The organism is Porphyrobacter sp. TH134 (assembly GCF_002855495.1).
Classification (GTDB): Bacteria; Pseudomonadota; Alphaproteobacteria; order Sphingomonadales; family Sphingomonadaceae; genus Erythrobacter.
The window spans coordinates 19,378-39,964 of record NZ_PKRO01000011.1 but is presented as its reverse complement, the minus strand read 5'-3'; the positions used below and the strand labels follow the sequence as shown (position 1 = coordinate 39,964).

Here is a 20,587-nt window from a genome sequence, read left to right as displayed (position 1 = left end):
TCGCCGGTTGCCACGTGTGCCCCGCGCTATAACAAACAGGGTTGGGCAGGCGCCTCCCTGTTTCTCGGGCCTGCGCCGATCAGGCAGCCAGCGTTTCCGGTTGCTGATCGGACCATGCGAGGCCCGGAAGGTAGCGCGCATCGACCTTGCCATCTTTCAGTGCGAACAGATGCAGCCAGCCATTGTCGAACAAGGCGCGCACGCCGGGGTGCTTTTCCAGCACCTTGAGCATTTCCTCGCGCGGGGCTTCGATCATCACGGACAGACGCAGCGGTTCGTGGGCGAAAGTTTCGCCGTCGTGCACTGCCTGCCAGGGCAGGCCGGCCCGCAGCTTACCGCCATTGCCCTCGATCACCCCGATCCCGCCGACCACATTGTGGATCAGCTTGTTGCCGCCCCCGAACATCTCGGGCGCGACGCACGAACCGTAATATTGCAGGCTGATCCAGCTCGCCACCACCACCGGCGCGGTGATGATCAGTTCGAGCGTGCCGAAGCCTGCGTCCGCCTGCCAGTCATAGGAGTGCAGGAAGGCCCGCCCGCCAAGATCGCGGCCCGCGGTGGCGTTACGCGGAGCGGCGATGAAGGCGGCACACCCGGCGAGGCCCCATTCCGGGCGAATTTCCGCCCAGTTCTGCGCACGCTGCGCGATGGTGGCAGCGCGCGCGCCGGGCAGCCGCACGGCGCGCTCTGCGCGGGCAATGGCCGCTGCCTGCGCCAGCAGCTGGCGCACTCTGGCCAGTTCGGCGGCGCGGGCGGCCGGCAGGCCATCGTCATAGATCGTGATGGTATCGGTGGTGGTGTCATGCAGGCCGGCCGCAAACAGCGTGCCCTCCGGCACGTCAACGCCCCGTGATGCCAGCCCGGCGCGGGTTTCGGGGTCGTTCAGCAGGATCGCCAGCAGGCGGGCCGAAACTTCGCCCGTATAACCCCCGCAGGCGCCGCAATGATACGCGCTTTCGTGCGGGTTGTTGGTGGTGTTGCCGCCGTGGCCGAGTAGCAGCACGACCTCGCCGTGCCCGCGCGTCAGGCTCATGGCCTTGAGCACCGCCGCGCCGGTATCGGCCTTGGCCTCAGCGCTCATTCCGCCGATGACTTGGGGGGCGGGTTCGGGCTGAGGTGCTGTGCCAAGGCCGAGCGCAGACTTGATGAGCTTCGCCGCATAAACCGGCCCTGCCGCCTCGACAAAGGCAAAAGATGACACTGCGGCCTGCCGGAACCGCCCCCACGCACGGTGGCCGCGGGCGGCGATGCGGTCGGCCTGATCCGCGGCAGGGTCGCCGGCACTGGTGGTGTGCATCGCCGGGTTCAGCAGCACAGGCAGCCGCGCTTCGAGAATGTCAGAGCCGTGAGCGTGGTGCGCCAGCGGCAGGCCGAAAAACCCGGCAAAGCCAATCGTTTCAATCCCGGTGTCGAGCGATTCCAGCGCGCGGCGGAACACTTCGGAACGCACGTCGATACAGAAAGCTGCTTGCAGGAAGGGGCGTTCGCCCGCCGGGCCTGAGCTGTCTTGCGCGCCCTCCAGCGCGGCGGCGAGGCGGCGCTGGTGGCCGCGGTCGGCGGCGTCCTGAAGGATCGCCAGCGCCACCTGATCGGCGCTTGGGCTGATCGGCGCGGCGTGTTCCGCGACGGTCCCGGCCCAGCTTTCGGCGATTTGCGGGATGCGCACCAGCAGCGCCTCGTCCCAGATCAGACGGATCGCTATCAGGTCCATGACAGTGCGGTCCGTATCGCCGACGAGTTCGGCCTGCCACAACAGCCAGCGCGCATGCTGTGCCCAGCCGCCCATGCTCATGGCAAGGCGGTGGAGCGCGGTCGGTGCGGCGTCGTCGTTGATCCCAAGCGTTTCGGCGGCAGACAGGATCGCCCGCTCGGTCGTGTCCGGGGCGCAGGCGACGTGGGCGCAAAAGCCTTCAAGCCCGGCGATTTCCGGCGTGAGGTCATGCATCGCCCAGCCGCGCCAGGCGGTGAAGGCGTCAGCGCCCGGAGCAGGCGACCACAGCGCCTGGCCGCGATCAAAATGCCCGGCCGCCCACAGGCCGATGCACTTGTCGATCAGCGCGGGCCAATCAATCCCGGTCGCTTGCGCCGCCAGATCGGCAACCGTCGGCAGAGCGCGCGGGGCGGGGCCATCGCCCAGCGTTTCTGCGACTTCGCGCAAGGCCGTGACACTTGCGGGCTTTAGCGGTGAGGGCGAGGCGGCCAGTGCCTGTGCCAGATCACTCGCACCAATCCGGCCGTCTCTGATGGCGGCGACATAGTCTGCACCCTTGCGGGTCACGCGCACACCGGCAACACGGGCCAGCCGGGCGGCGGCGGTGGCAAGGTCTTCGCCGGTTTGGCCGAGGAAGGGGTTCACCGCCACAGTCGCGTCCAGCGGGAAAGCCGGGGGGATGGCGCGGCCGGCTGCTTCAGCGGCTTCAAGCACCGCCGAGAAGCGGGCCGGGGCGATGTCAGCGTGGTTCATCAGCATGGCAATTCTCCGTATCTCAGGCGGGGTTCAGCGGATGGTGGTGCGAAAGCCACCGATCGCACGGTCAAGCAGGGCGTTGAGGTACAGGCCGTTGGCAAGGTGGACGCGCAGGCCTGCGGTCGCCGGGTGATGCGCCCACAGCGGGAACAAGGCTTGCGCAAAGGCGACCAGACCAAAGCTGGCCACGGCGATAACCAGCATGGCCCATTCAAGCTCGCCGGGCATCGGTGCAGGGGGCAGGATCGGGCCCCAGATTGCCTGCGCCAGCGTCTGGAAGCTGAAGTAGCCGGCTGCCGCCGCCAGCGCCGCGCCCGCCGTGCGCTTGGTCAGGGCGACCGGCGCGCGGTCGGCAAGGCCTTGAGCGACGAGGTAGGCTACCCCGAAGATCAGGATTGCACCCAGCGCCAGCGCCTGCGGAGACTTTGGCCCGAAGGCAGCGGTAAACGCGCCGGCAATGGCAGCGAAGATGGCCAGCGCCAAAGCGAAGCTTTTGAGCACCGCAGCCACGCTTGGCACAGCGACCGGGCCAGGGCGGCGGATGCTGGCGACCTCGGCAACCGCGCCGCCCGAGGACAGGAAGGCGTGCGCCTTGTACAGCGAGTGCGCGATGATGTGCAGCAGCGCCAGCGTCCACAGTCCCAGGCCGCATTGCAGCAGCATGAAGCCCATCTGCGAGATCGTCGACCAGGCCAGCGCTGTCTTGATGGCGCTCTGGGTCAGCATCACCGCGGCGCCGAACAATGCGGTCAGCCCGCCGATCATCACCAGAGCGGCCATTGCGCCGGTGCTCATCTGCACCAGCGGGGCCGCTGTAATCAGCAGCACACCGCCCGAATTGATGATCCCGGCGTGAAGCAGAGCAGAGACGGGGGTGGGCGCCTCCATCACCTCGGTCAGCCAGCCGTGCAGGGGGAAAGCGGCGGTCTTCAAGGCAGCCGCAGCCACAAGGGCGGCGACCCCGATTGTTCCGCCAAGGCCAAGACCCATGCTTGCCGCAGCGCCGGAGAGAGCTGTCACGTCCAGCGTCCCGAACCGGGCAAACAGCAGGATGGCAGCCAGCACCAGCATCGCATCACCCGCGTGCCAGACCAGCGCAAACTTGGTCGCCGCGCGCTGGGCTTCGGGCCGGTCGGGGTAGAACAAGAGCAGCCGCTTGAGCGTGAGGCCCACTGCAACAGCAGCAAGGATCATGGTGGGCAGCGTGCCGGCCTGCACAAACACCAGCACAGCGGCGAGTGTGGTCAGCATCAGGCCGTGGAAAGCGCCTTCGCGGGCCTCACCGTCGCAGTAAGTGCGGCTGTAGCGCATCACGATCCAGCCGATAAAGCCAACAAGGCTCGCCATGCTGGCGGCGACCAGATCAGCGCGCAGCCCCAGCGCCAACGGCCCGTCCAGCAGCGCGGCGCCGGTCGGCGCGGCAAGCGCGGTCTGGATCAGGCCCGCCAATGCCAGAGCAAATGCGGCCAGCGCCGAGGTTTCGGACCAGCGCGGCAGGTGCCCGGGACGCTTGCCGGGGCGAGCCAGCGCGAGCAGGCTGACAGGCACCAGCGCCAAAGGTGCGAGCATGGGAAAGGCAATGGCGTCAGGCATGATGCGGCACTCCGGCATGAAGAGCTGTGGGTCGCATTGCCAAGTAGGGGGTGGACGAAACCAAGAAAAATTCATATTTTGCGGTCGAACGTTCGGTTCAAGCGAACGATTAAGCGGGTATTCGACCATGGCGAGCCTCAATCTCCACCACCTGCGTCTGTTTCGGGCGGTCGCGCGCGAAGGCACCCTGACCTCGGCTGCCAAAGCGCTCAACATCTCGCAAAGCGCGGTGTCGACGCAGATCAAGGCGCTGGAGGCTGACCTTGGCCATGATCTGTTTGAACGGCGCGGGCGCAATCTGGTGCTGACCGAAGCCGGGCGGATCGCGCTTGATTATGCCGAGCAGATCTTCCGCGCGTCCGAACAGCTGACCGCCACCTTTCGGGCGGTGGGTGGGCAGCGCAAGGTGCTGCGCATCGGTGCGCTGGCGACACTGTCACGCAATTTCCAGATGGGCTTTCTTGCCCCGCTGATCGGGCGCGACGATGTCGAGGTGGTGCTGCGATCGGGCACCCAGTCCAGCCTGCTGCGCGCGCTTGATGCGCTAAGGATCGACGTGCTGCTGACCAATCAGGTGCCCGCGCGCGATGCGGCTAGTCCCTATCTCGTGCGGCGGATTGCGGAACAATCGGTCAGTCTTGTGGGCACCCGGGCGCGGCTGGCGCTCGCCGCGCAGGGCTTGCCGATGCTGCTAGCCCATGCGCCGTTGATCTTGCCGACGCCCGAAACCGCGCTGCGCGCCGGGTTCGACGCGATGCTGGAGCGGATGGGCATTGTCCCGCGCATCGCCGCTGAAGCGGATGATATGGCGATGCTGCGCCTGCTGGCACGCGCTGATGCCGGTGTGGCTGTCATCCCTCCGATCGTGGTGCGCGACGAACTGGCCTCAGGCACGCTGTATGAATTGATGCAATTGCCGGGCATCACGGAAGAGTTCCATGCCGTCACCATCGCGCGCACCTTTCCCAATCCCTTGCTGCGCGAAGTGCTGGATCCTGAAAGGGGCGCCGCGCCTGATGCAGCCGCAGGGCTTGCCGCAGCATTCCGCGGGCAGTAAGGCGCGCGTCCCATGCAAGAAAGTCCCATGCAGGAAATGCAATCTCCCCCCACCGCCACGCTGACGGGCCGCCCGGTCATCTCTGCCACCGGCTTGTTCACCCCTGCCGACAGCATCAGCAACGACGAACTCGTTGCGAGCTTCAACGCCTTCGTTGACCGCCACAATGCCGCCCATGCCGATGCGATTGCGGCCGGCGAGGCGGAAGCTCTGACCTATTCCTCGGCCGAATTCATCGAAAAGGCGAGCGGGATCAAATCGCGCCACGTGATGAGCAAGGCGGCGATCCTCGATCCGGCCACCATGTGCCCGCGCCTGCCCGAGCGGCCCAATGACGAATTGTCGATCATGGCCGAAATCGGCGTGGCAGCGGCACGTCAGGCGCTGGAGCGGGCAGGGCGCAAGCCGGACGATGTGGACGCGGTGCTGTGCGCGGCCTCGAACATGCAGCGCCCTTACCCGGCGATGGCGATCGAAATCCAGCAGGCGCTGGGGATCGAGGGCTTTGGCTTTGACATGAATGTGGCGTGTTCCTCGGCAACTTTCGGCATCCAGACGGCAGCCGATTACATCCGTGCGGGCAATGCGCGTTCTGTGCTGGTGGTCAGCCCGGAAATCACCTCGGGCCACCTCAACTGGCGCGACCGTGACAGCCACTTCATCTTCGGCGATGTCGCCACCGCCGTGCTGGTGGAAGACGCCGCCATCGCGCCTGTGCAGCATTGGGATATTCTCGGCACCAGGCTGAAGACCGTCTTTTCCAACAACATCCGCAACAATTTCGGCTTCCTCAACCGCGCCGCGCCTGGCAGCGCGGATGCAGCGGACAAATTGTTCGTCCAGGAAGGGCGCAAGGTCTTCAAGGAAGTCGTGCCGATGGTGGCACAGATGATCCTTGATGAAGCGACCCGGCTGGGGATTGATCCCGAAGGCCTGCGTCGCCTGTGGCTGCATCAGGCCAATGCCGGCATGAACCGGTTGATTTCGCACAAGGTGCTCGGCCACGAGGCGAGCGAGGATGAAAGTCCGACCGTGCTGGATACCTACGGCAATACCTCCAGCGCGGGGTCAATCATTGCGTTCCACCAGCACAGTGATGATCTGCGGGCTGGTGACACCGGGCTGATTTGCAGCTTTGGGGCAGGCTATTCTGCCGGCACGGTGTTCGTACGCAAGGTTGCCTGAGGGCCGACCTGCCTTGCGGGGTGGGACGCCTCGCCCTAGAAGCGGAACGATGGCAGGCGAAATTCTCGATAACAAGGGCCGCGGCGAGGCTGGCTGGGGCTGGCCCGCGATCCATCCGGAGGGTCGCAAGTTCGGGCTCATTGCGGCAGGCGTGAGCCTGTTTGTGCTGCTGGTGCTGGGTTGGGACATGATCGGCTGGCCGCTGTTGCTGTTCAGCATCGGAGTATTTGCCTTTTTCCGAGATCCGGAACGGGTGGTGCCGCAAAGCGATGCTGTGATAATCTCGCCTGCCGATGGTCTGGTGACCCTGATTACCGAGGTCGATCCGCCGGTGGAATTGCAGATCGACGACGGATCGGGCGTGGCAGGCCTGCCTGCCGGGCCGGTCACGCGGGTATCGATCTTCATGAGTGTGTTCGATGTCCACATCAACCGGACGCCCGTGGGCGGGACAGTGCGGCGCGTGGTTTATATTCCCGGCCGCTTCATGAATGCCGATCTCGATAAGGCGAGTGACGAAAACGAGCGCCAGCACATTTTGATCGAGCGGACTGATGGGCTGAAAATCGGCTTCACCCAGATCGCGGGGTTGGTGGCGCGGCGGATCGTGCCGTTTGTGAAACCGGGCGATATGCTGGCCAAGGGCCAGCGGGTCGGGCTTATCCGGTTCGGTAGCCGGGTTGATGTCTATCTGCCGGCCGGAACCGATCCGGCCGTCATGATCGGACAGACCGTCATCGCCGGCGAAACTGTGATTGCCGAGGTTGGCCGGCGCGGATTGATCGAAGGAATTTCCCAGTGAGCCGCCCCGTTCCGACTCCGCCCGGCCAGCGCGGTCGGCGCAAGCTGCCCGGATCACGATTCCTGCCCGCCCGGCTTGGGCCAAAGGCGGCAGAGGATGACGACGACGACGTGCCTGCCATGGGCAGCGTTGTCAGCGGGGGGCTGACATTGCGAGCGATGCTCCCCAATGCGATCACGTCAGCCGCGCTGTGCTCTGGGCTGACAGGGATCCGTTTTGCGATTGATGGGCAGTGGACCTATGCCATCGCGCTAGTGGTGCTGGCCGGCATCCTTGACGGGATCGACGGGCGGATTGCCCGGCTGCTGAATGCCCAGTCACGCTTTGGCGCCGAACTTGACAGTCTGGCGGATTCGCTTTCGTTCGGTGTCGCTCCGGCGCTGATCCTGTTTCTGTGGTCGTTGCAGGACTGGCCGCGGTTTGGCTGGTTTGCAGCCCTTGCCTTTGCGATCTGCTGCGCGCTGCGTCTTGCCCGGTTCAACGCCCGGATCGATGTGGACGAACAACCGCATAAATCGGCCGGATTTTTGACAGGTGTTCCAGCGCCAGTTGGCGCGGGGCTGGCCTTTACCCCGTTTTATCTGTGGCATGAGACCGGCTACGAACTGTTTCGCGATCCGGTCCTGATGACACTGTGGCTCACAGTCATCGCCATTCTAATGATATCGAACATGGCAACGATCAGCTGGGGTTCCTTGCGTCCGCGCCGTTCCATTCGTCTGCCCCTGATCGCGTTTACGGGCCTTGCTTTTGCTGCTCTGCTGCTTGAGCCATGGTGGACGCTGGCCACCATCAGCCTCACCTATCTGGCGCTGATGCCCTATGGCCTCGTCAAATACGGCAGGATCAAGCGGCGGCGCCAGCTTGAAGCGACAGCAACTGCAAGCGCGCCGGGCGCTGGCGTGCTGTAACGCTGCGAGGGATTGCGAGGCGAGCGGGAGCGGGGCGAAGGGGGGCAGGCCGAACAGGGGCGGGGCGCAACTGCATCTCCAATGCCGCTGATTGAAGCGCAAACCCGGCGCGCATAATCGCGCCTTCGCGCATCAGCCGACCATAGGCCGCCCGCGCCGTCGACAATGCGTCAGCAATCACCCAGATGGCAAGGATGCCCGAGGCGGTAAACAGCGCAGAAATGGCGAGTGCGAGCATCATGATTGTCCTTTACGCTCATTCGTTCGTTTTTTGTTCCTGAGGCTTTGTTCCCTACATGTTCTTCAGTGTCAAGCGGCTTTGTGACCGAACTGGTCCGGAAATTGACGGATAGGGCTATTCAGGGCTGGATTTGATGCGCTTGCCCCGCTAAGGGCCCGCTCGCAACCGAGGGGCAAATCGCCCGTTACGGATGCGAATTCGCATGGAAGGCGTTCATACCGGTGCCGTCTGCGGGATCTCCGCGACGCGGTTCCAGCCTTCCAGAGGAACAACCGGAAAGGAATTACCTATGGCGGCACCTGTCGTCACGATGCAGCAATTGATCGAGGCCGGCGCTCACTTCGGCCACCAGACCCACCGCTGGAACCCGCGCATGAAGCCGTACATTTTCGGCGCGCGCAACGGTGTTCACATCATCGACCTGTCGCAGACCGTCCCGCTGTTCGCGCGCGCGCTGGACTTCGTCGAATCGACCGTGCGTTCGGGCGGCAAGGTGCTGTTCGTCGGCACCAAGCGTCAGGCACAAGAGCCTATCGCAGAAGCTGCACGCATGTCGGGCCAGCACTTCGTCAACCACCGTTGGCTGGGCGGCATGCTCACCAACTGGAAGACGATTTCGGGCTCGATCCGCCGTCTGAAGTCGCTTGAGGAAATGCTTTCGGGCGATGTCTCGGGCTTCACCAAGAAGGAAGTGCTTCAGCTCACCCGTGAGCGTGAAAAGCTTGAAGCCTCGCTCGGCGGTATCCGCGACATGGGCGGCATTCCGGACGTGATGTTCGTGATTGACGCCAACAAGGAAGACCTCGCGATCAAGGAAGCCGCCGTCCTCGGCATTCCGGTGATCGGCATCCTCGACACCAACGTCGATCCCAGCCACATCGCTTTCCCGGTTCCGGGCAATGACGATGCCAGCCGCGCGGTGCGTCTGTACTGCCAGGCAATTGGTGAGGCGGCGCTGGCCGGCAAGGGCAAGTTCCAGGCCGACGTATCGAGCGATTTCGGCGCGATGGCCAATCCTCCGGCCGAAGCCGTCATTGCTGACGCGCCGGCTGCGGAAGAAACCGAAGCCTGATCCTGCTCGGGTGAGAGGGGCGGGTAATAGAGCTCCTCCGTCAATCGCCCGTCACATTACCCCTTTAGCGCGCCCGGCATTGCCCTCCCACCCGGGACCGGCAGGCCGGGCGCCCGAACACCACACGAAAAGGAATTTCTCATGGCCGATTTTTCCGTCGCCGACGTGAAGAAGCTGCGCGAGCGCACTGGCGCTGGCATGATGGACGCCAAAAAGGCGCTGACCGAAGCGGGCGGCGACATCGAAGCGGCGGTTGATGCGCTGCGCGCCAAGGGCCTCGCCACCGCTCAGAAGAAGTCGAGCCGCACGGCGGCTGAAGGCCTCGTCGGCGTGCTGGTGCAGGGCACCAAGGGCGTGGCCGTCGAAGTCAACTCGGAAACCGATTTCGTCGCCAAGAACGACCAGTTCCAGAGCTTTGTGCGCAACGCGACCGCTGTGGCGCTTGGCCTTGGCACCGACGATGTTGAAGCGCTGAAGGCGGCGGCCTACCCGGAAGGTGGCACTGTTGCCGAAAAGCTGACCGATAACGTCGCAACCATCGGCGAAAATCAGCAGATCCGCCGCATCAAGACCGTGTCGGTCGAGAAGGGCGCGGTCATTTCGTACATGCACACCGCCGCTGCCGAAGGCCTCGGCAAGATCGGCGTGCTGATCGGTCTGGAAAGCGAAGCCGGCGCGGACGTGCTCGAACCGCTCGGCAAGCAGCTGGCCATGCACGCGGCTGCCGCTTTCCCGATGGCGCTGGATGCTGATGGTCTCGATGCCGACGTGATCGAGCGTGAGCGCAAGATCGCTGCCGAAAAGGCTGCGGAAACCGGCAAGCCGGCTGACGTGCAGGCGAAGATGGTCGACGGCGCGGTGAAGAAGTTCGCCAAGGAAAACGCGCTGCTCAGCCAGATCTTCGTGATGGACAACAAGACCGTCATCGCCGATCTGGTCGCGCAGGCTGGCAAGGCCGCTGGCACGCCCATCGTGCTCAAGGACTACGCCCGCTTCCAGCTGGGTGAAGGCATCGAGAAGGAAGAAGTGGACTTCGCCGCAGAAGTGGCAGCCACGCTCAAGGGCTGATTTCAGCGCCAAAGCATCGCAACGGCCGTCGCAGTATGATGCTGCGGCGGCCGTTTGCTTGCGCGCGGTTGTGCACCGCGCAACCTTACCCTTTGCGCATCGGGGGATTGCCCGTTAAGTGCGCCGAACCTATTCCCACGGCCTAGATTCCAGCCCGGAGCCCCGCATCCCATGTCCCTGCCGCCGATCAAACGCGTTCTCCTGAAACTGTCGGGCGAAGTCTTGATGGGCGGCCAGCAGTTCGGGATTGATCCGGCCTTCGTCGCTGAACTGGCTGCCGAGGTGAAGGCGGCCAAGGAAACGGGCCTCGAAATCTGCCTCGTCATTGGCGGCGGCAATATCTTCCGCGGGATGGCGGGCGCGGCCAAGGGCATGGACCGGGCGCAGGCCGATTACATGGGGATGCTGGCGACCGTGATGAACGCGCTCGCAATGCAGAACGCGCTGGAACAGCTCGGCGTGCAGACCCGCGTGCAGTCCGCGATCGAGATGGACAAGGTGTGCGAACCGGTGATCCGCCGCCGCGCCGAACGTCATCTGGAAAAGGGCCGCGTGGTGATCTTCGCCGCTGGCGTCGGCGCGCCCTATTTCACCACCGATAGCGGCGCAGCCTTGCGTGCAGCCGAAATGAAGTGCGACGCGCTGCTCAAGGGCACCAGCGTCGACGGGGTCTATGACAGTGATCCCAAGCACAACCCGGGCGCGGTGCGGTTCGACACCGTCACCTATGACCGCGTGCTGGCCGACAACCTCAAAGTCATGGATGCCTCTGCCGTGGCCTTGTGCCGTGACAACAAGATCCCGATCGTCGTCTTCTCGATCCGCGAGAAAGGCAACCTTGCCCGCGTGCTGGCGGGCGAGGGCACGACCACCATCGTTCAAGACAGCTAAAGACAACCGAAGGAACCCCAGCCATGCCGCAATATGACAAGGCCGATGTCGAGCGCCGGATGAAGGGCGCTGTCGAAGCGTTGAAAAGCGATCTTCAGGGCCTGCGCACGGGCCGCGCCAACACCAGTTTGCTCGATCCGGTCGTGGTCGAGGTTTATGGCTCGATGATGCCGCTCTCGCAGGTCGCCACCGTCTCCGCACCCGAACCGCGGATGCTGAGCGTGCAGGTGTGGGACAAGTCGAACATGACGCCGGTGGAAAAGGGCATCGCGCACGCGAACCTCGGCCTTAATCCCATTATCGACGGCCAGACGTTGCGCCTGCCGATCCCTGACCTCACGCAGGAACGCCGCAAGGAACTCGCCAAGCTGGCCGGCCAATATGCCGAAAAGGCCAAGATCGCGATCCGCAACGTGCGCCGCGATGCGATGGAAAGCCTGAAGACCGACGAGAAGAAGAAGGAAATCTCCGAGGACGATCGCAAGCGTTCCGAAGAGCAGGTTCAGAAGCTGACCGATCAATACGTCAAGGAAACCGACGAGGCCGCCGCCAAGAAGGAACAGGAAATCCTGACGCAGTGATGCTGGCTCGGGGGTTGTAAGGACAGGGCTTGGATCAGTCGCGCGCCAGACACGTGGCCATCATCATGGATGGCAATGGCCGCTGGGCCAAGAAACGGGGCCTGCCGCGCGCGGTGGGTCATCAGCGCGGCGTGGAAGCGGTGCGCCGGCTGGTGCGCTCGCTCGAAGGCACCGGGCTTGAATGCCTGACGCTTTATGCTTTCTCCTCGGAAAACTGGAAGCGGTCGGAAGACGAGGTCGATGATCTGATGAACCTGATGCGCCGGTTCATCAAATCCGATCTGCCCGAATTCATTGCCAATAATGTGAAGCTGAAGATCATCGGCGATTGGCAGAGCCTGGCGCCCGATATTGTCGCGATGCTGGAAGACGCGCTGGCGCAGACTGCGAACGGCAAGCAGACGCTCGCGGTGGCGCTCAATTATGGCGGTCAGCACGAAATCGCGCGCGCTGCGACCAAGGCCGCGGCACTGGGCGAGGTGACAATCGGAACCATCGCGGCGCAGCTCGATACTGCCGATCTGCCGCCGCTTGATCTGTTGATCCGAACCAGCGGCGAAATCCGCCTCTCGAACTTCCTGCTGTGGCAGGCGGCCTATGCCGAGATGCTGTTTGTCGATACGCTGTGGCCTGATTTCGAGCCTGCGCACCTGTCGCAGGCGCTGGATGATTTTGCCCGGAGGGAGCGGCGCTATGGCGGACGGTGAGGCGCGGGTGGGTGATACTGCGGCAGGGGTAAGCGACCTGCCGGTGCGGCTCGGCTCGGCTATCGTCATGCTGGTGCTGGCGGGCGGGGCGCTGTGGCTGGGCGGATGGTTCTGGACCGCGTTTGTCGCGCTGCTGGCGCTTGGCGCCTTGTGGGAATGGAACAAGCTGATCGGCCGCTTTGGCTTGGGCGGGATTGGTGAGACGCTGTGGTTCTTCGCCGGGGTGCTCTATATCGGCGGCGCGGCCTATGCGATCATGGCGGTACGCAACGGGCGGCAGGTGCTGCCGCTTGACCCGGATCTGGCGGGTTATGCGCCGCTTGGTGTTCTGTTGGGCTTCATCCTGCCGGTGGTGGCGGTCGATGTGGGCGCATATTTCGCTGGCCGCGCCATTGGTGGCCCCAAAATCGCGCCGAAGATCAGTCCTGCCAAGACCTGGGCCGGGCTGGCTGGCGGGGCGGTGCTGTCGGCGCTGGTGGGCGTGGTGAGCGAAGTGGCCGATATCGGTCCGGGGGCAATCTTTGCCGGTTACAACGGGATGGTGCTGGCCGGCGCGGTGGTGGGCGGGATCGTTATTGCCGTAATCGCTCAGGCGGGCGATTTCTTCGAAAGCTGGATGAAGCGGCGCGCGGGCGTAAAGGATTCGGGCAGCCTCATTCCGGGGCACGGCGGCTTGTTTGACCGGCTGGACGGGTTCCTCGCTGTGTTTTTTGTGCTGTTTGTGATTGAACAAGTCACCCTTTTGCTGGGATGATGCGGCAATGACCCGTTCGATAACCCTGCTTGGCGCTACCGGCTCGATTGGCGCATCGACGCTGGATCTGGTGCGGCGCAACCGCGATGCCTGGCAGGTTGACGCTTTGACGGCGCAATGCAGCGCGACAGAGCTGGCTGCGCTGGCGATCGAATTTGGGGCCAAGCTCGCCGTCGTGGGTGATGAAACGTGTTTGCCGGCATTGCGCGAGGCGCTTGGCAGCAGTGGCATTGCAGCGGCAGGCGGGCGCGCAGCGCTGGTTGAAGCAGCTCAGCGTCCGGTAGACATGACCGTGGCGGCGATTGTCGGCTGTGCCGGGCTTGCCCCTGTCATGGCGGCGGTCGAGCGTGGCGGCGTCATCGCGCTGGCCAACAAGGAAGCGCTCGTCTCGGCAGGTGAGGTGTTGATGCAAGCCGTCGCTCGCCACGGCGCAACCCTGCTGCCGACCGATTCTGAACACAACGCGATCTTCCAATGCTTGCAGGGCAACCGGATCGAGGATGTGTCCAAAATCACGCTGACCGCCAGCGGCGGGCCGCTGCGGACATGGTCGCAAAGCCGCCTTGATGCGGCGACCCCGGCCGAGGCTGTAGCGCACCCCAACTGGTCGATGGGCGCCAAGATCAGTGTCGATTCCGCAACGATGATGAACAAGGGGCTCGAGTATATCGAGGCCTATCACCTGTTCCCGGTCGGACTGGATAAGCTGGGCATTGTCGTCCATCCGCAAAGCGTGATCCATTCAATGGTCGAATTCCGCGACCGGTCAACGCTGGCCCAGCTTGGGCCGTCCGACATGCGCGTGCCGATTGCGTCATGCCTTGCCTGGCCGCAGCGGATGGAAACGCCGCTGCCCGCGCTGGATCTGGCAGCGATTGGCGAGCTCACGTTTTTTCCGCCCGATGAGACCCGCTTTCCCGCCACCCGCCTGGCGCGCGAGGCGATTCGCGCTGGCGGGAGCGCGCCCGCGATCCTCAATGCGGCCAACGAAGTCGCGGTCGCTGCGTTTCTTGGCGGTCAGATCACGTTCACCCGGATTGCCGCACTGGTGGAAGAGACGCTCCAGCGCAGCAACGATGCGCCGCGCCCTGCCAGCCTTGAAGAAGTGCTCGCTGTCGATCAATCTGCTCGCAGGCAAGCGTTGAGCCTGCTGGAGACCAACGCCCTTGTTTGAATCGCCCCCTTTCTGGATGTATGTGATCGGCTTCCTGCTGTTGCTCGGGCCGCTCGTTACTCTGCATGAGCTTGGCCACCTGCTGATGGGCCGGTTGTTCGGCGTAAAGGCCGATGCATTCTCGGTTGGGTTCGGCAAGGAACTGGTCGGCTTTACCGACAAGCAGGGCACTCGCTGGAAACTGTCCGCGCTGCCGCTGGGCGGTTATGTTCAGTTCAAGGGCGACATGAACCCGGCCAGCGTGCCCGATCCGGCTGCGCCCGTCGAAGAGGGCAGCTTTCAGCATGCCGCCTTGTGGAAACGCGCGCTGATTGTGGCAGCCGGGCCAGTCACCAATCTGGTGATTGCGATTGCCATTTTTGCCGCTTTCTTTGCGATCATCGGCAAGCCTGTGATTGTCGGCGAAGAGGATTCGCGCACCATCGGTGCTTTCAGCGAAGGCAGCGTGGCTGAGGCCGCAGGGCTGAAAGTGGGCGATGTCGTGGTGGCGATTGATGGTCGCCCGATCCGCGATTTCACCGATATGAAAACCAAGATCGCGCTCAATCCGGGCAAGCAGATGGTCTTTACGGTGGAGCGTGCTGGCAGCACAATCGACTATAGCTTTGCTACTGCGCGGGTCGAAAATACCGACAGCTTTGGCAATGTCAGCACCGAGGGGTTGATTGGCGTTGCTCCGGCAGGCGGCAAGTACGAACTTGAAAAGGTGAGCGTATTTGAAGCCATCCCGCTCGGTATCCGGCAAAGCTGGGACTTCACCGGGATGATGATCACCGGCATCCAGCAGATTGTCATAGGCGAGCGTTCGGTCAAGGAACTGGGCGGTCCGCTCAAGATCGCAAAATATTCGGGCGAGCAGATGAGCATGGGGGCTGCGGCCTTTATCCATTTTGCTGCGCTGATCTCGCTTAATTTGGCATTCATCAATTTCTTGCCAATCCCCGCGCTCGATGGCGGGCACCTGATGTTCTACGCGGCCGAGGCAATCCGCCGCAAGCCGGTGGGGCCGCAGGCGACGGAATGGGCCTACCGCACTGGCATTGCGCTGGTGCTGATGCTTATGGTGGTGGTGACGGTGAATGACATTGTGGCGCTGCCGATCTTCGGAAGCTGAGGCAGGCGGACTGCGGCGCTTTTGTCGGTGAAAGGTCTCGCCGCAGGGGCGATCTGGTGCCACGCGGCTTGATTGCGGTGGGGACATGGGGCAGAGGCGGGCGCCGGGATGGGTTGGCGCGCACGATGCGCGAAAGGTTGCTGACACGATGTCACGTCACTGATGGCAAGCATCATGGCGCACTGGGTTGAAAACGGGATTTTTGCTGGATGAACCGAATGAGCAAGACAGGCGCCTGGCCGGTCAATTGCAACGCCTCTGCCCCGCGTCCGGTCATCCGGCTGGCCAGCCTGCTGTGCTGTGGTTCGATCCTTGCGGGGGTTCCGGCGCTCGCGTCTGCCCAGTCACAATCTGGCCAGTCACAAACGGAAACGGCGGCGACTGCTCAGCCAGCAGCCCCTGCGCCTGTTCTGCCAGCGCGCGCGAACGCGATCAGCACCATCACTGTGGTCGGTGCCGAACGGCTCGAACCCACTACCATTCTCAGCTACATCCGTCTGCGCGTCGGGCAGGAATACACCTCTGCTGCCGCTGACGAGGCGCTGAAGGATCTTGGCGCGACGGAGCTTTTCGCCAATTTCTCGATCCGCAATGACAACGGCAATGTCGTGATCAATGTGACCGAAAACCCGGTGATCAACCGCATCGTTCTGGAAGGGAACGAGCGGCTGAAGGCCGACAAGATCCTGCCCGAAATCAAGCTTTCGCCGCGCCAGATCTTCACCCGTTCCAAGGTGCGCGCTGACGTTGCCCGCATCATCGAACTCTATAAGCGTCAGGGCCGGTTCGCCGCGCAGGTTGAGCCCAAGATGGTGCAGCTGCCGCAGAACCGGGTCGATATCGTCTTCGAGATCACCGAAGGGCCCAAATCAAAGGTCCGCCAGATCAATATTCTTGGCAACGAGAAGTTTTCTGACGGCCAATTGCGCGGCGAAATGGTGACCAAGCAATCGCGGCTCACCAGCTTCTTCAGCTCAAACACCAGTTATGACCCTGACCGCCTTGCCTTCGACCAGCAGAAGTTGCGGCAGTTTTACTTGACCGAAGGGTATGCTGATTTCCGCGTGGTGTCGGCGGTGGCCGAACTGACGCCGGATCAGAAGGACTTCATCATCACCTATGTGGTGGAAGAGGGCGAGCGCTATAACTTTGGCGACGTCAAGGTCGATAGCCAGCTGCGCGACTTTGACAGCGATGTGATGAGCACCCAGCTGCCGATGAAGTCGGGTGATTTTTACAACGCGAAGCTGGTCGAAGACACCATCGAACAGCTGACCGAATTGGCGGGCCGTTACGGCTATGCCTTTGCCGACGTCCAGCCGCGCTACAACCGCGTGCCCGACGACCTCAAGATGAACATCACCTTCGTCTTGCGTGAAGCGCCGCGCGTCTATGTCGAGCGGGTTGATATCAACGGCAACACGCTCACGCAGGACAAGGTCATTCGCCGCGAATTTCGTCTGGCGGAGGGCGATGCGTTCAACTCGGTCGGGGTGCTGCGCACCACGGCGCGCATCAACTCGCTGGCCTATTTTCAGGAAAACTTCGAGGTCAAGCAAACCGAGGGTAGCGCGCCCGACCGCATCATCCTTGAGGCCAACGTCGAAGAACGCCCGACGGGCGAATTGCAATTTTCAGCCGGCTTTTCCTCGATCGAGCAGTTCATTCTTGCCGGCAGCATCCGCCAGCGCAATTTCCGCGGGCGCGGGCAGACTGTCGGGCTCAGCATCAACTATTCGCAGTTCTCGCGCTCGGCGCAGATCAGTTTCTCCGATCCTTATATCTTTGATCGGAATATCTCCGGCGGCATCGACATTTACCGGCGCGATTTCAACAGCTTCAACTTTACCGGCAATGATCGTAATACGACGTTCCAGCAGGCCACGACCGGTTTTTCGATGCGCGCTGGTGTACCGCTGACCGAATACATGTCGCTGGTGGGCAGTTACACGCTCAACTATGAAGACGTGTCGCTCGACGAAAACCTGTTCTTTTCGGACCTTAACGGCGACGGCGTGCGGGAGTGTGATCCGCTGCGGGCCGGGCGCTTCTTGTGCGATGCGATCGGCACGCGGTTGAGCTCGATCGTTGGCCTGAGCCTCAATTACAATTCGCTCAACTCGCGCGTTCGTCCAACACGGGGCAAGACCGTGTCGTTGAGCGCCGAGTTTGCAGGGCTGGGCGGCGATGTGCGTTACGCCCGCTTCCGCGGCCGGGCGCAGCAATTCTGGAATGTCGGCAGTTCAGGCTTCATCTTCTCGATCCTGGCTGAGGGCGGCACGATCATTCCGTTGCAGGAACGCCCGGGTGCAGGCGTTGATGATGTGCTGCTGACCGACCGCTTCTTCCTCGGCGAACCGCAAATCCGCGGCTTTGCGATCCGCGGGGTCGGCCCTCGGATTCTCACGCAGCAGTCGCTGCTCGACGATCTGGGGCGGCCGCGGCTGGATGCGAACGGCAACATCCTGTATGTAACCGAGCGCAATCAGGTGCGTGACGATGCGATCGGGGGGCGCAACTACTATCTGGGCCGGGCCGAGCTTGAAATCCCGCTGGGGAGCGGCGCGCGCGAACTTGGCTTGCGGCCTTCGATCTGGGCGGATGTCGGCGCCTTGTGGGGTGTTGAAACACCGGTGCTTACGGTCAATCCCGGCGGCATCCAGCAGCGCGACGCGAATGGTGCGCTGCTTTATGAGGTGCCCACCACCGGCCAGTTCACCACCAGCCCGACCCAGCCGGATGGCACGCCCAACCGCCTGTCGATCCAACCCGGCACCAACCTGCGCGAAGTCTTCCTCGGCAATTCGCCCAGCCCGCGTGTGACAGCCGGGATCGGGGTGAACTGGAACTCGCCCTTTGGACCTTTCCGCATCGACTTCGCTCAGACCATCCGCAAGGTGGAAGGCGATGACGAGCGTACTTTCACCTTTAACGTAGGAACCCAATTCTGATGACACGTCTTGCCAAATATCTCGCTTCGGCTGGTGTTGCGCTGACGGCGCTGACGGCGCTGCCTGCGCATGCTCAGGTGGATGGCCGTCTTGCCACGGTCGATATCTCACGCACCATCATCGGCACCACGGCGTTCCAGACCTCGTACGAGCAGGTCAACACCACTTACGCCCAGCAAAACGAACTGCGCCGTACCAAGGCGCAGGAGCGCCAGACCATGCTCGCCAAGTTCGACAAGAACGGCGACAAGCAGGTTGACGACAGCGAACAGGCCGCGATGCAGAAGTCGCCTGATTTTGCCAAGCTTCAGACCCTTGAGCAGGAAATTCAGGGCCTTGGCAACCAGATCGATGGTGCGCGGGTCTACGCGATCGAGCAGATCATCATGCAGTATCCCGCCGCGCTTGAGCAGGTGACGACTGCGCAGCAGATCAAGATGGTGATTGATCCGTCGTCGCTGCTGTTCGCGCCGCCGGAAGCCGACATCACCCAGCAGGTGACGACCGCGCTCAACGCCAAGGTCGCAAGTGTTGGCGTGGTGCCGCCGGCCGGTTGGCAGCCAAGCCGTGAGGGCGTGCAAATCTACCAGGAAATCCAGCAGCGCCTGATCGCCGCCCAGATGGCGCAGGCACAGCAGCAGCAGCAAGCCGCGCAGCCGGGCAATGCCGCGGCGCCGGCAGGCCGCTGATCCGTTCCGGAGCTGATCGATGAGCGACACGGGTAACGGCGCGGGCGAGGTGTCCGGCTATGACATCGTCAAGATCCTCAAGGCCTTGCCGCATCGTTACCCGCTGTTGCTGGTTGACCGGGTCAAGGCCATCCAGCTGGGAGAACGTATTCACGCGGTCAAGGCCGTGAGCATGAACGAGCAGTTCTTTCAGGGCCATTTCCCTGGCGCGCCGATCATGCCCGGCGTTCTCCAGATCGAGGCACTGGCCCAAGCGGCGGGTATCCTCGGGATCGAGACGATGGAGTTGGCAGGCACGGGGAAACTGGTGATCTTCATGGGGATCGAGAACGCAAAGTTCCGTGCGCCCGTGACCCCGGGGTGCCTGCTCGATCTGCACGTGGAGTTCACGCAAAAGCGCAGCCGCGTCTACAAGTTCAAAGGCGTTGCCAGTGTCGAGGGCAAGACCACCTGCGAGGTCGAGTTCACCGCCATGATGACAGATCCGCCTGCCTGATCGCGTTCCCGCTGACATCTGAGGTTGCATTGGTCAGCGTTCCCGCCTATCGGCCCCGCTTCCCATTCATAGCAGCGCCGGTCGGTACCGGCGCCACGCTGCAAAGGACACCATCATGAAGGCCGAAGGTCACCCCGATTATCACCTGATCACGGTCAAGATGACCGATGGCACCGAATTCCAGACCCGCTCGACGTGGGGCAAGGAAGGCGATGTGCTTGCGCTCGATATCGATCCGCTGAGCCACCCTGCCTGGACCGGCGGCAAGCAGCAGGTTTCCGAAGGCGGCCGTGTGGCCCAGTTCAACAAGCGTTTCGGTGGGCTCAGCCTCAAGAAGTAAGCCCTGTCACGCGATTCGCGGCTTTCCGGTCGCGGCACAAGTTTGCGGTCTCTGACCGCAGGAGGAAGGCGGCCCGACGGGGTCGCCTTTTTCGTATGAGGCGCAGTGTTATGCTTGCGCTGGCGCGGCGATAGGCGGCTGATGCCAGACCTCGCGTCGCTGTGAGCGATCAAAGGATTCGCGGAACGGTGCTGGATCGGTGAGGGCGGGGCACCGCAATTTTGGCATCGCGTAATAATCTTGCGCTGACAATCGCACTGCGCAGTTTTCGCTTTCCTCAGGCAGCCCTTTGTGCAAGAGGCGCGCCTCCCTTGTCAGGGCGCTTGACCGTATGTCTGCGTTGCGTAAACCGCGCCTCTTCGCGCGGGCTTGGCAGCGACCAAAATGGTGGTATGCGGGCAGGAGTGTGTGGCGACCATAGCTCAGCTGGTTAGAGCGCCGGTTTGTGGTACCGGAGGTCGCGGGTTCGAACCCCGTTGGTCGCCCCATCT

Annotated in this window: 18 protein-coding genes and 1 tRNA gene; 17 read left to right on the top strand and 2 right to left on the bottom strand. The window is 63.3% G+C overall.

Translation table 11 applies throughout. From position 1 onward, the window contains the following. Nucleotides 1–79 precede the first annotated feature (79 nt). Both C0V72_RS07045 and C0V72_RS07040 read right to left on the bottom strand, forming a co-directional pair. Nucleotides 80–2,467, bottom strand: coding sequence for a YbcC family protein (locus C0V72_RS07045; protein ID WP_199797775.1), 2,388 nt, complete (start codon nt 2,465–2,467; stop codon nt 80–82). A 33-nt stretch (nt 2,468–2,500) separates the two neighbouring features. After that, on the bottom strand, nt 2,501–4,063 hold the full coding sequence (locus C0V72_RS07040; RefSeq protein WP_101792797.1) for a proton-conducting transporter transmembrane domain-containing protein: 1,563 nt from the start codon (nt 4,061–4,063) through the stop codon (nt 2,501–2,503). Nucleotides 4,064–4,190: 127 nt separating this feature from the next. Here C0V72_RS07040 and C0V72_RS07035 point away from each other — a divergent pair, with 127 nt between their 5' ends. The 17 genes from C0V72_RS07035 to C0V72_RS06955 all read left to right on the top strand — a co-directional run bounded on the left by C0V72_RS07035 (nt 4,191) and on the right by C0V72_RS06955 (nt 20,584). Then, the gene (locus tag C0V72_RS07035; RefSeq protein WP_101792701.1) at nt 4,191–5,120 is read left to right on the top strand and encodes a LysR family transcriptional regulator; all 930 of its coding nucleotides are present in this window, start codon (nt 4,191–4,193) and stop codon (nt 5,118–5,120) included. A 12-nt stretch (nt 5,121–5,132) separates the two neighbouring features. Next, complete coding sequence (locus tag C0V72_RS07030; RefSeq protein ID WP_172438942.1) at nt 5,133–6,305, top strand: beta-ketoacyl-ACP synthase III; 1,173 nt, start codon at nt 5,133–5,135, stop codon at nt 6,303–6,305. Between the two features lie 49 nt (nt 6,306–6,354). After that, complete coding sequence (locus tag C0V72_RS07025) at nt 6,355–7,107, top strand: phosphatidylserine decarboxylase (RefSeq protein WP_101792698.1); 753 nt, start codon at nt 6,355–6,357, stop codon at nt 7,105–7,107. 119 nt (nt 7,108–7,226) lie between these two features. Next, on the top strand, nt 7,227–8,018 hold the full coding sequence (gene pssA, locus C0V72_RS07020) for a CDP-diacylglycerol--serine O-phosphatidyltransferase (RefSeq protein WP_101792792.1): 792 nt from the start codon (nt 7,227–7,229) through the stop codon (nt 8,016–8,018). Between the two features lie 530 nt (nt 8,019–8,548). Then, complete coding sequence (rpsB, locus tag C0V72_RS07015; protein ID WP_101792695.1) at nt 8,549–9,331, top strand: 30S ribosomal protein S2; 783 nt, start codon at nt 8,549–8,551, stop codon at nt 9,329–9,331. Nucleotides 9,332–9,472: 141 nt separating this feature from the next. Beyond that, the gene (tsf, locus tag C0V72_RS07010) at nt 9,473–10,399 is read left to right on the top strand and encodes a translation elongation factor Ts (RefSeq protein WP_101792692.1); all 927 of its coding nucleotides are present in this window, start codon (nt 9,473–9,475) and stop codon (nt 10,397–10,399) included. Nucleotides 10,400–10,570: 171 nt separating this feature from the next. Next, complete coding sequence (gene pyrH, locus C0V72_RS07005) at nt 10,571–11,290, top strand: UMP kinase (protein ID WP_101792690.1); 720 nt, start codon at nt 10,571–10,573, stop codon at nt 11,288–11,290. 23 nt (nt 11,291–11,313) lie between these two features. Further along, nucleotides 11,314–11,871 (top strand): ribosome recycling factor, encoded by a 558-nt coding sequence (gene frr / locus C0V72_RS07000; protein ID WP_101792687.1) that lies wholly within the window; start codon nt 11,314–11,316, stop codon nt 11,869–11,871. 65 nt (nt 11,872–11,936) lie between these two features. Next, nucleotides 11,937–12,578 (top strand): polyprenyl diphosphate synthase, encoded by a 642-nt coding sequence (uppS, locus tag C0V72_RS06995; protein WP_233999829.1) that lies wholly within the window; start codon nt 11,937–11,939, stop codon nt 12,576–12,578. Then, a complete protein-coding gene (locus C0V72_RS06990) occupies nt 12,565–13,332 on the top strand; it encodes a phosphatidate cytidylyltransferase (protein WP_101792681.1) in 768 nt (255 codons plus the stop codon). The genes uppS and C0V72_RS06990 overlap by 14 nt, the downstream gene beginning before the upstream one ends. A gap of 7 nt (nt 13,333–13,339) precedes the next feature. Further along, nucleotides 13,340–14,506 carry a 1-deoxy-D-xylulose-5-phosphate reductoisomerase gene (dxr, locus tag C0V72_RS06985; protein WP_101792678.1) on the top strand — a complete coding sequence of 389 codons (1,167 nt, stop codon included), beginning with the start codon at nt 13,340–13,342 and terminating at the stop codon, nt 14,504–14,506. A gap of 16 nt (nt 14,507–14,522) precedes the next feature. Then, the gene (rseP, locus tag C0V72_RS06980; protein WP_101792675.1) at nt 14,523–15,620 is read left to right on the top strand and encodes an RIP metalloprotease RseP; all 1,098 of its coding nucleotides are present in this window, start codon (nt 14,523–14,525) and stop codon (nt 15,618–15,620) included. A 218-nt stretch (nt 15,621–15,838) separates the two neighbouring features. Further along, the gene (gene bamA / locus C0V72_RS06975) at nt 15,839–18,571 is read left to right on the top strand and encodes an outer membrane protein assembly factor BamA (protein WP_101792673.1); all 2,733 of its coding nucleotides are present in this window, start codon (nt 15,839–15,841) and stop codon (nt 18,569–18,571) included. Beyond that, entirely contained in the window at nt 18,571–19,260 is a 690-nt protein-coding gene (locus tag C0V72_RS06970) for an OmpH family outer membrane protein (RefSeq protein ID WP_101792671.1), read from the top strand. Before bamA ends, C0V72_RS06970 begins: the two co-directional genes overlap by 1 nt. A 19-nt stretch (nt 19,261–19,279) precedes the next feature. Continuing rightward, a complete protein-coding gene (gene fabZ / locus C0V72_RS06965; protein WP_101792668.1) occupies nt 19,280–19,756 on the top strand; it encodes a 3-hydroxyacyl-ACP dehydratase FabZ in 477 nt (158 codons plus the stop codon). A gap of 115 nt (nt 19,757–19,871) precedes the next feature. Next, nucleotides 19,872–20,096, top strand: a complete 225-nt coding sequence (gene rpmE, locus C0V72_RS06960; RefSeq protein ID WP_101792666.1) for a 50S ribosomal protein L31 — start codon at nt 19,872–19,874, stop codon at nt 20,094–20,096. Between the two features lie 411 nt (nt 20,097–20,507). Beyond that, nucleotides 20,508–20,584, top strand: a tRNA-His gene (locus tag C0V72_RS06955). The last annotated feature ends 3 nt before the right edge of the window (nt 20,585–20,587 follow it).

What these genes read in the sequence shown, in the direction of transcription:
- C0V72_RS07045 (WP_199797775.1), bottom strand. Translation starts at nt 2,467, where the DNA reads ATGAACCACGCTGACATCGCCCCGGCCCGCTTCTCGGCGGTGCTTGAA.
- C0V72_RS07040 (WP_101792797.1), bottom strand. Translation starts at nt 4,063, where the DNA reads ATGCCTGACGCCATTGCCTTTCCCATGCTCGCACCTTTGGCGCTGGTG.
- C0V72_RS07035 (WP_101792701.1), top strand. Translation starts at nt 4,191, where the DNA reads ATGGCGAGCCTCAATCTCCACCACCTGCGTCTGTTTCGGGCGGTCGCG.
- C0V72_RS07030 (WP_172438942.1), top strand. Translation starts at nt 5,133, where the DNA reads ATGCAAGAAAGTCCCATGCAGGAAATGCAATCTCCCCCCACCGCCACG.
- C0V72_RS07025 (WP_101792698.1), top strand. Translation starts at nt 6,355, where the DNA reads ATGGCAGGCGAAATTCTCGATAACAAGGGCCGCGGCGAGGCTGGCTGG.
- pssA (WP_101792792.1), top strand. Translation starts at nt 7,227, where the DNA reads ATGGGCAGCGTTGTCAGCGGGGGGCTGACATTGCGAGCGATGCTCCCC.
- rpsB (WP_101792695.1), top strand. Translation starts at nt 8,549, where the DNA reads ATGGCGGCACCTGTCGTCACGATGCAGCAATTGATCGAGGCCGGCGCT.
- tsf (WP_101792692.1), top strand. Translation starts at nt 9,473, where the DNA reads ATGGCCGATTTTTCCGTCGCCGACGTGAAGAAGCTGCGCGAGCGCACT.
- pyrH (WP_101792690.1), top strand. Translation starts at nt 10,571, where the DNA reads ATGTCCCTGCCGCCGATCAAACGCGTTCTCCTGAAACTGTCGGGCGAA.
- frr (WP_101792687.1), top strand. Translation starts at nt 11,314, where the DNA reads ATGCCGCAATATGACAAGGCCGATGTCGAGCGCCGGATGAAGGGCGCT.
- uppS (WP_233999829.1), top strand. Translation starts at nt 11,937, where the DNA reads ATGGATGGCAATGGCCGCTGGGCCAAGAAACGGGGCCTGCCGCGCGCG.
- C0V72_RS06990 (WP_101792681.1), top strand. Translation starts at nt 12,565, where the DNA reads ATGGCGGACGGTGAGGCGCGGGTGGGTGATACTGCGGCAGGGGTAAGC.
- dxr (WP_101792678.1), top strand. Translation starts at nt 13,340, where the DNA reads ATGACCCGTTCGATAACCCTGCTTGGCGCTACCGGCTCGATTGGCGCA.
- rseP (WP_101792675.1), top strand. Translation starts at nt 14,523, where the DNA reads ATGTATGTGATCGGCTTCCTGCTGTTGCTCGGGCCGCTCGTTACTCTG.
- bamA (WP_101792673.1), top strand. Translation starts at nt 15,839, where the DNA reads ATGAGCAAGACAGGCGCCTGGCCGGTCAATTGCAACGCCTCTGCCCCG.
- C0V72_RS06970 (WP_101792671.1), top strand. Translation starts at nt 18,571, where the DNA reads ATGACACGTCTTGCCAAATATCTCGCTTCGGCTGGTGTTGCGCTGACG.
- fabZ (WP_101792668.1), top strand. Translation starts at nt 19,280, where the DNA reads ATGAGCGACACGGGTAACGGCGCGGGCGAGGTGTCCGGCTATGACATC.
- rpmE (WP_101792666.1), top strand. Translation starts at nt 19,872, where the DNA reads ATGAAGGCCGAAGGTCACCCCGATTATCACCTGATCACGGTCAAGATG.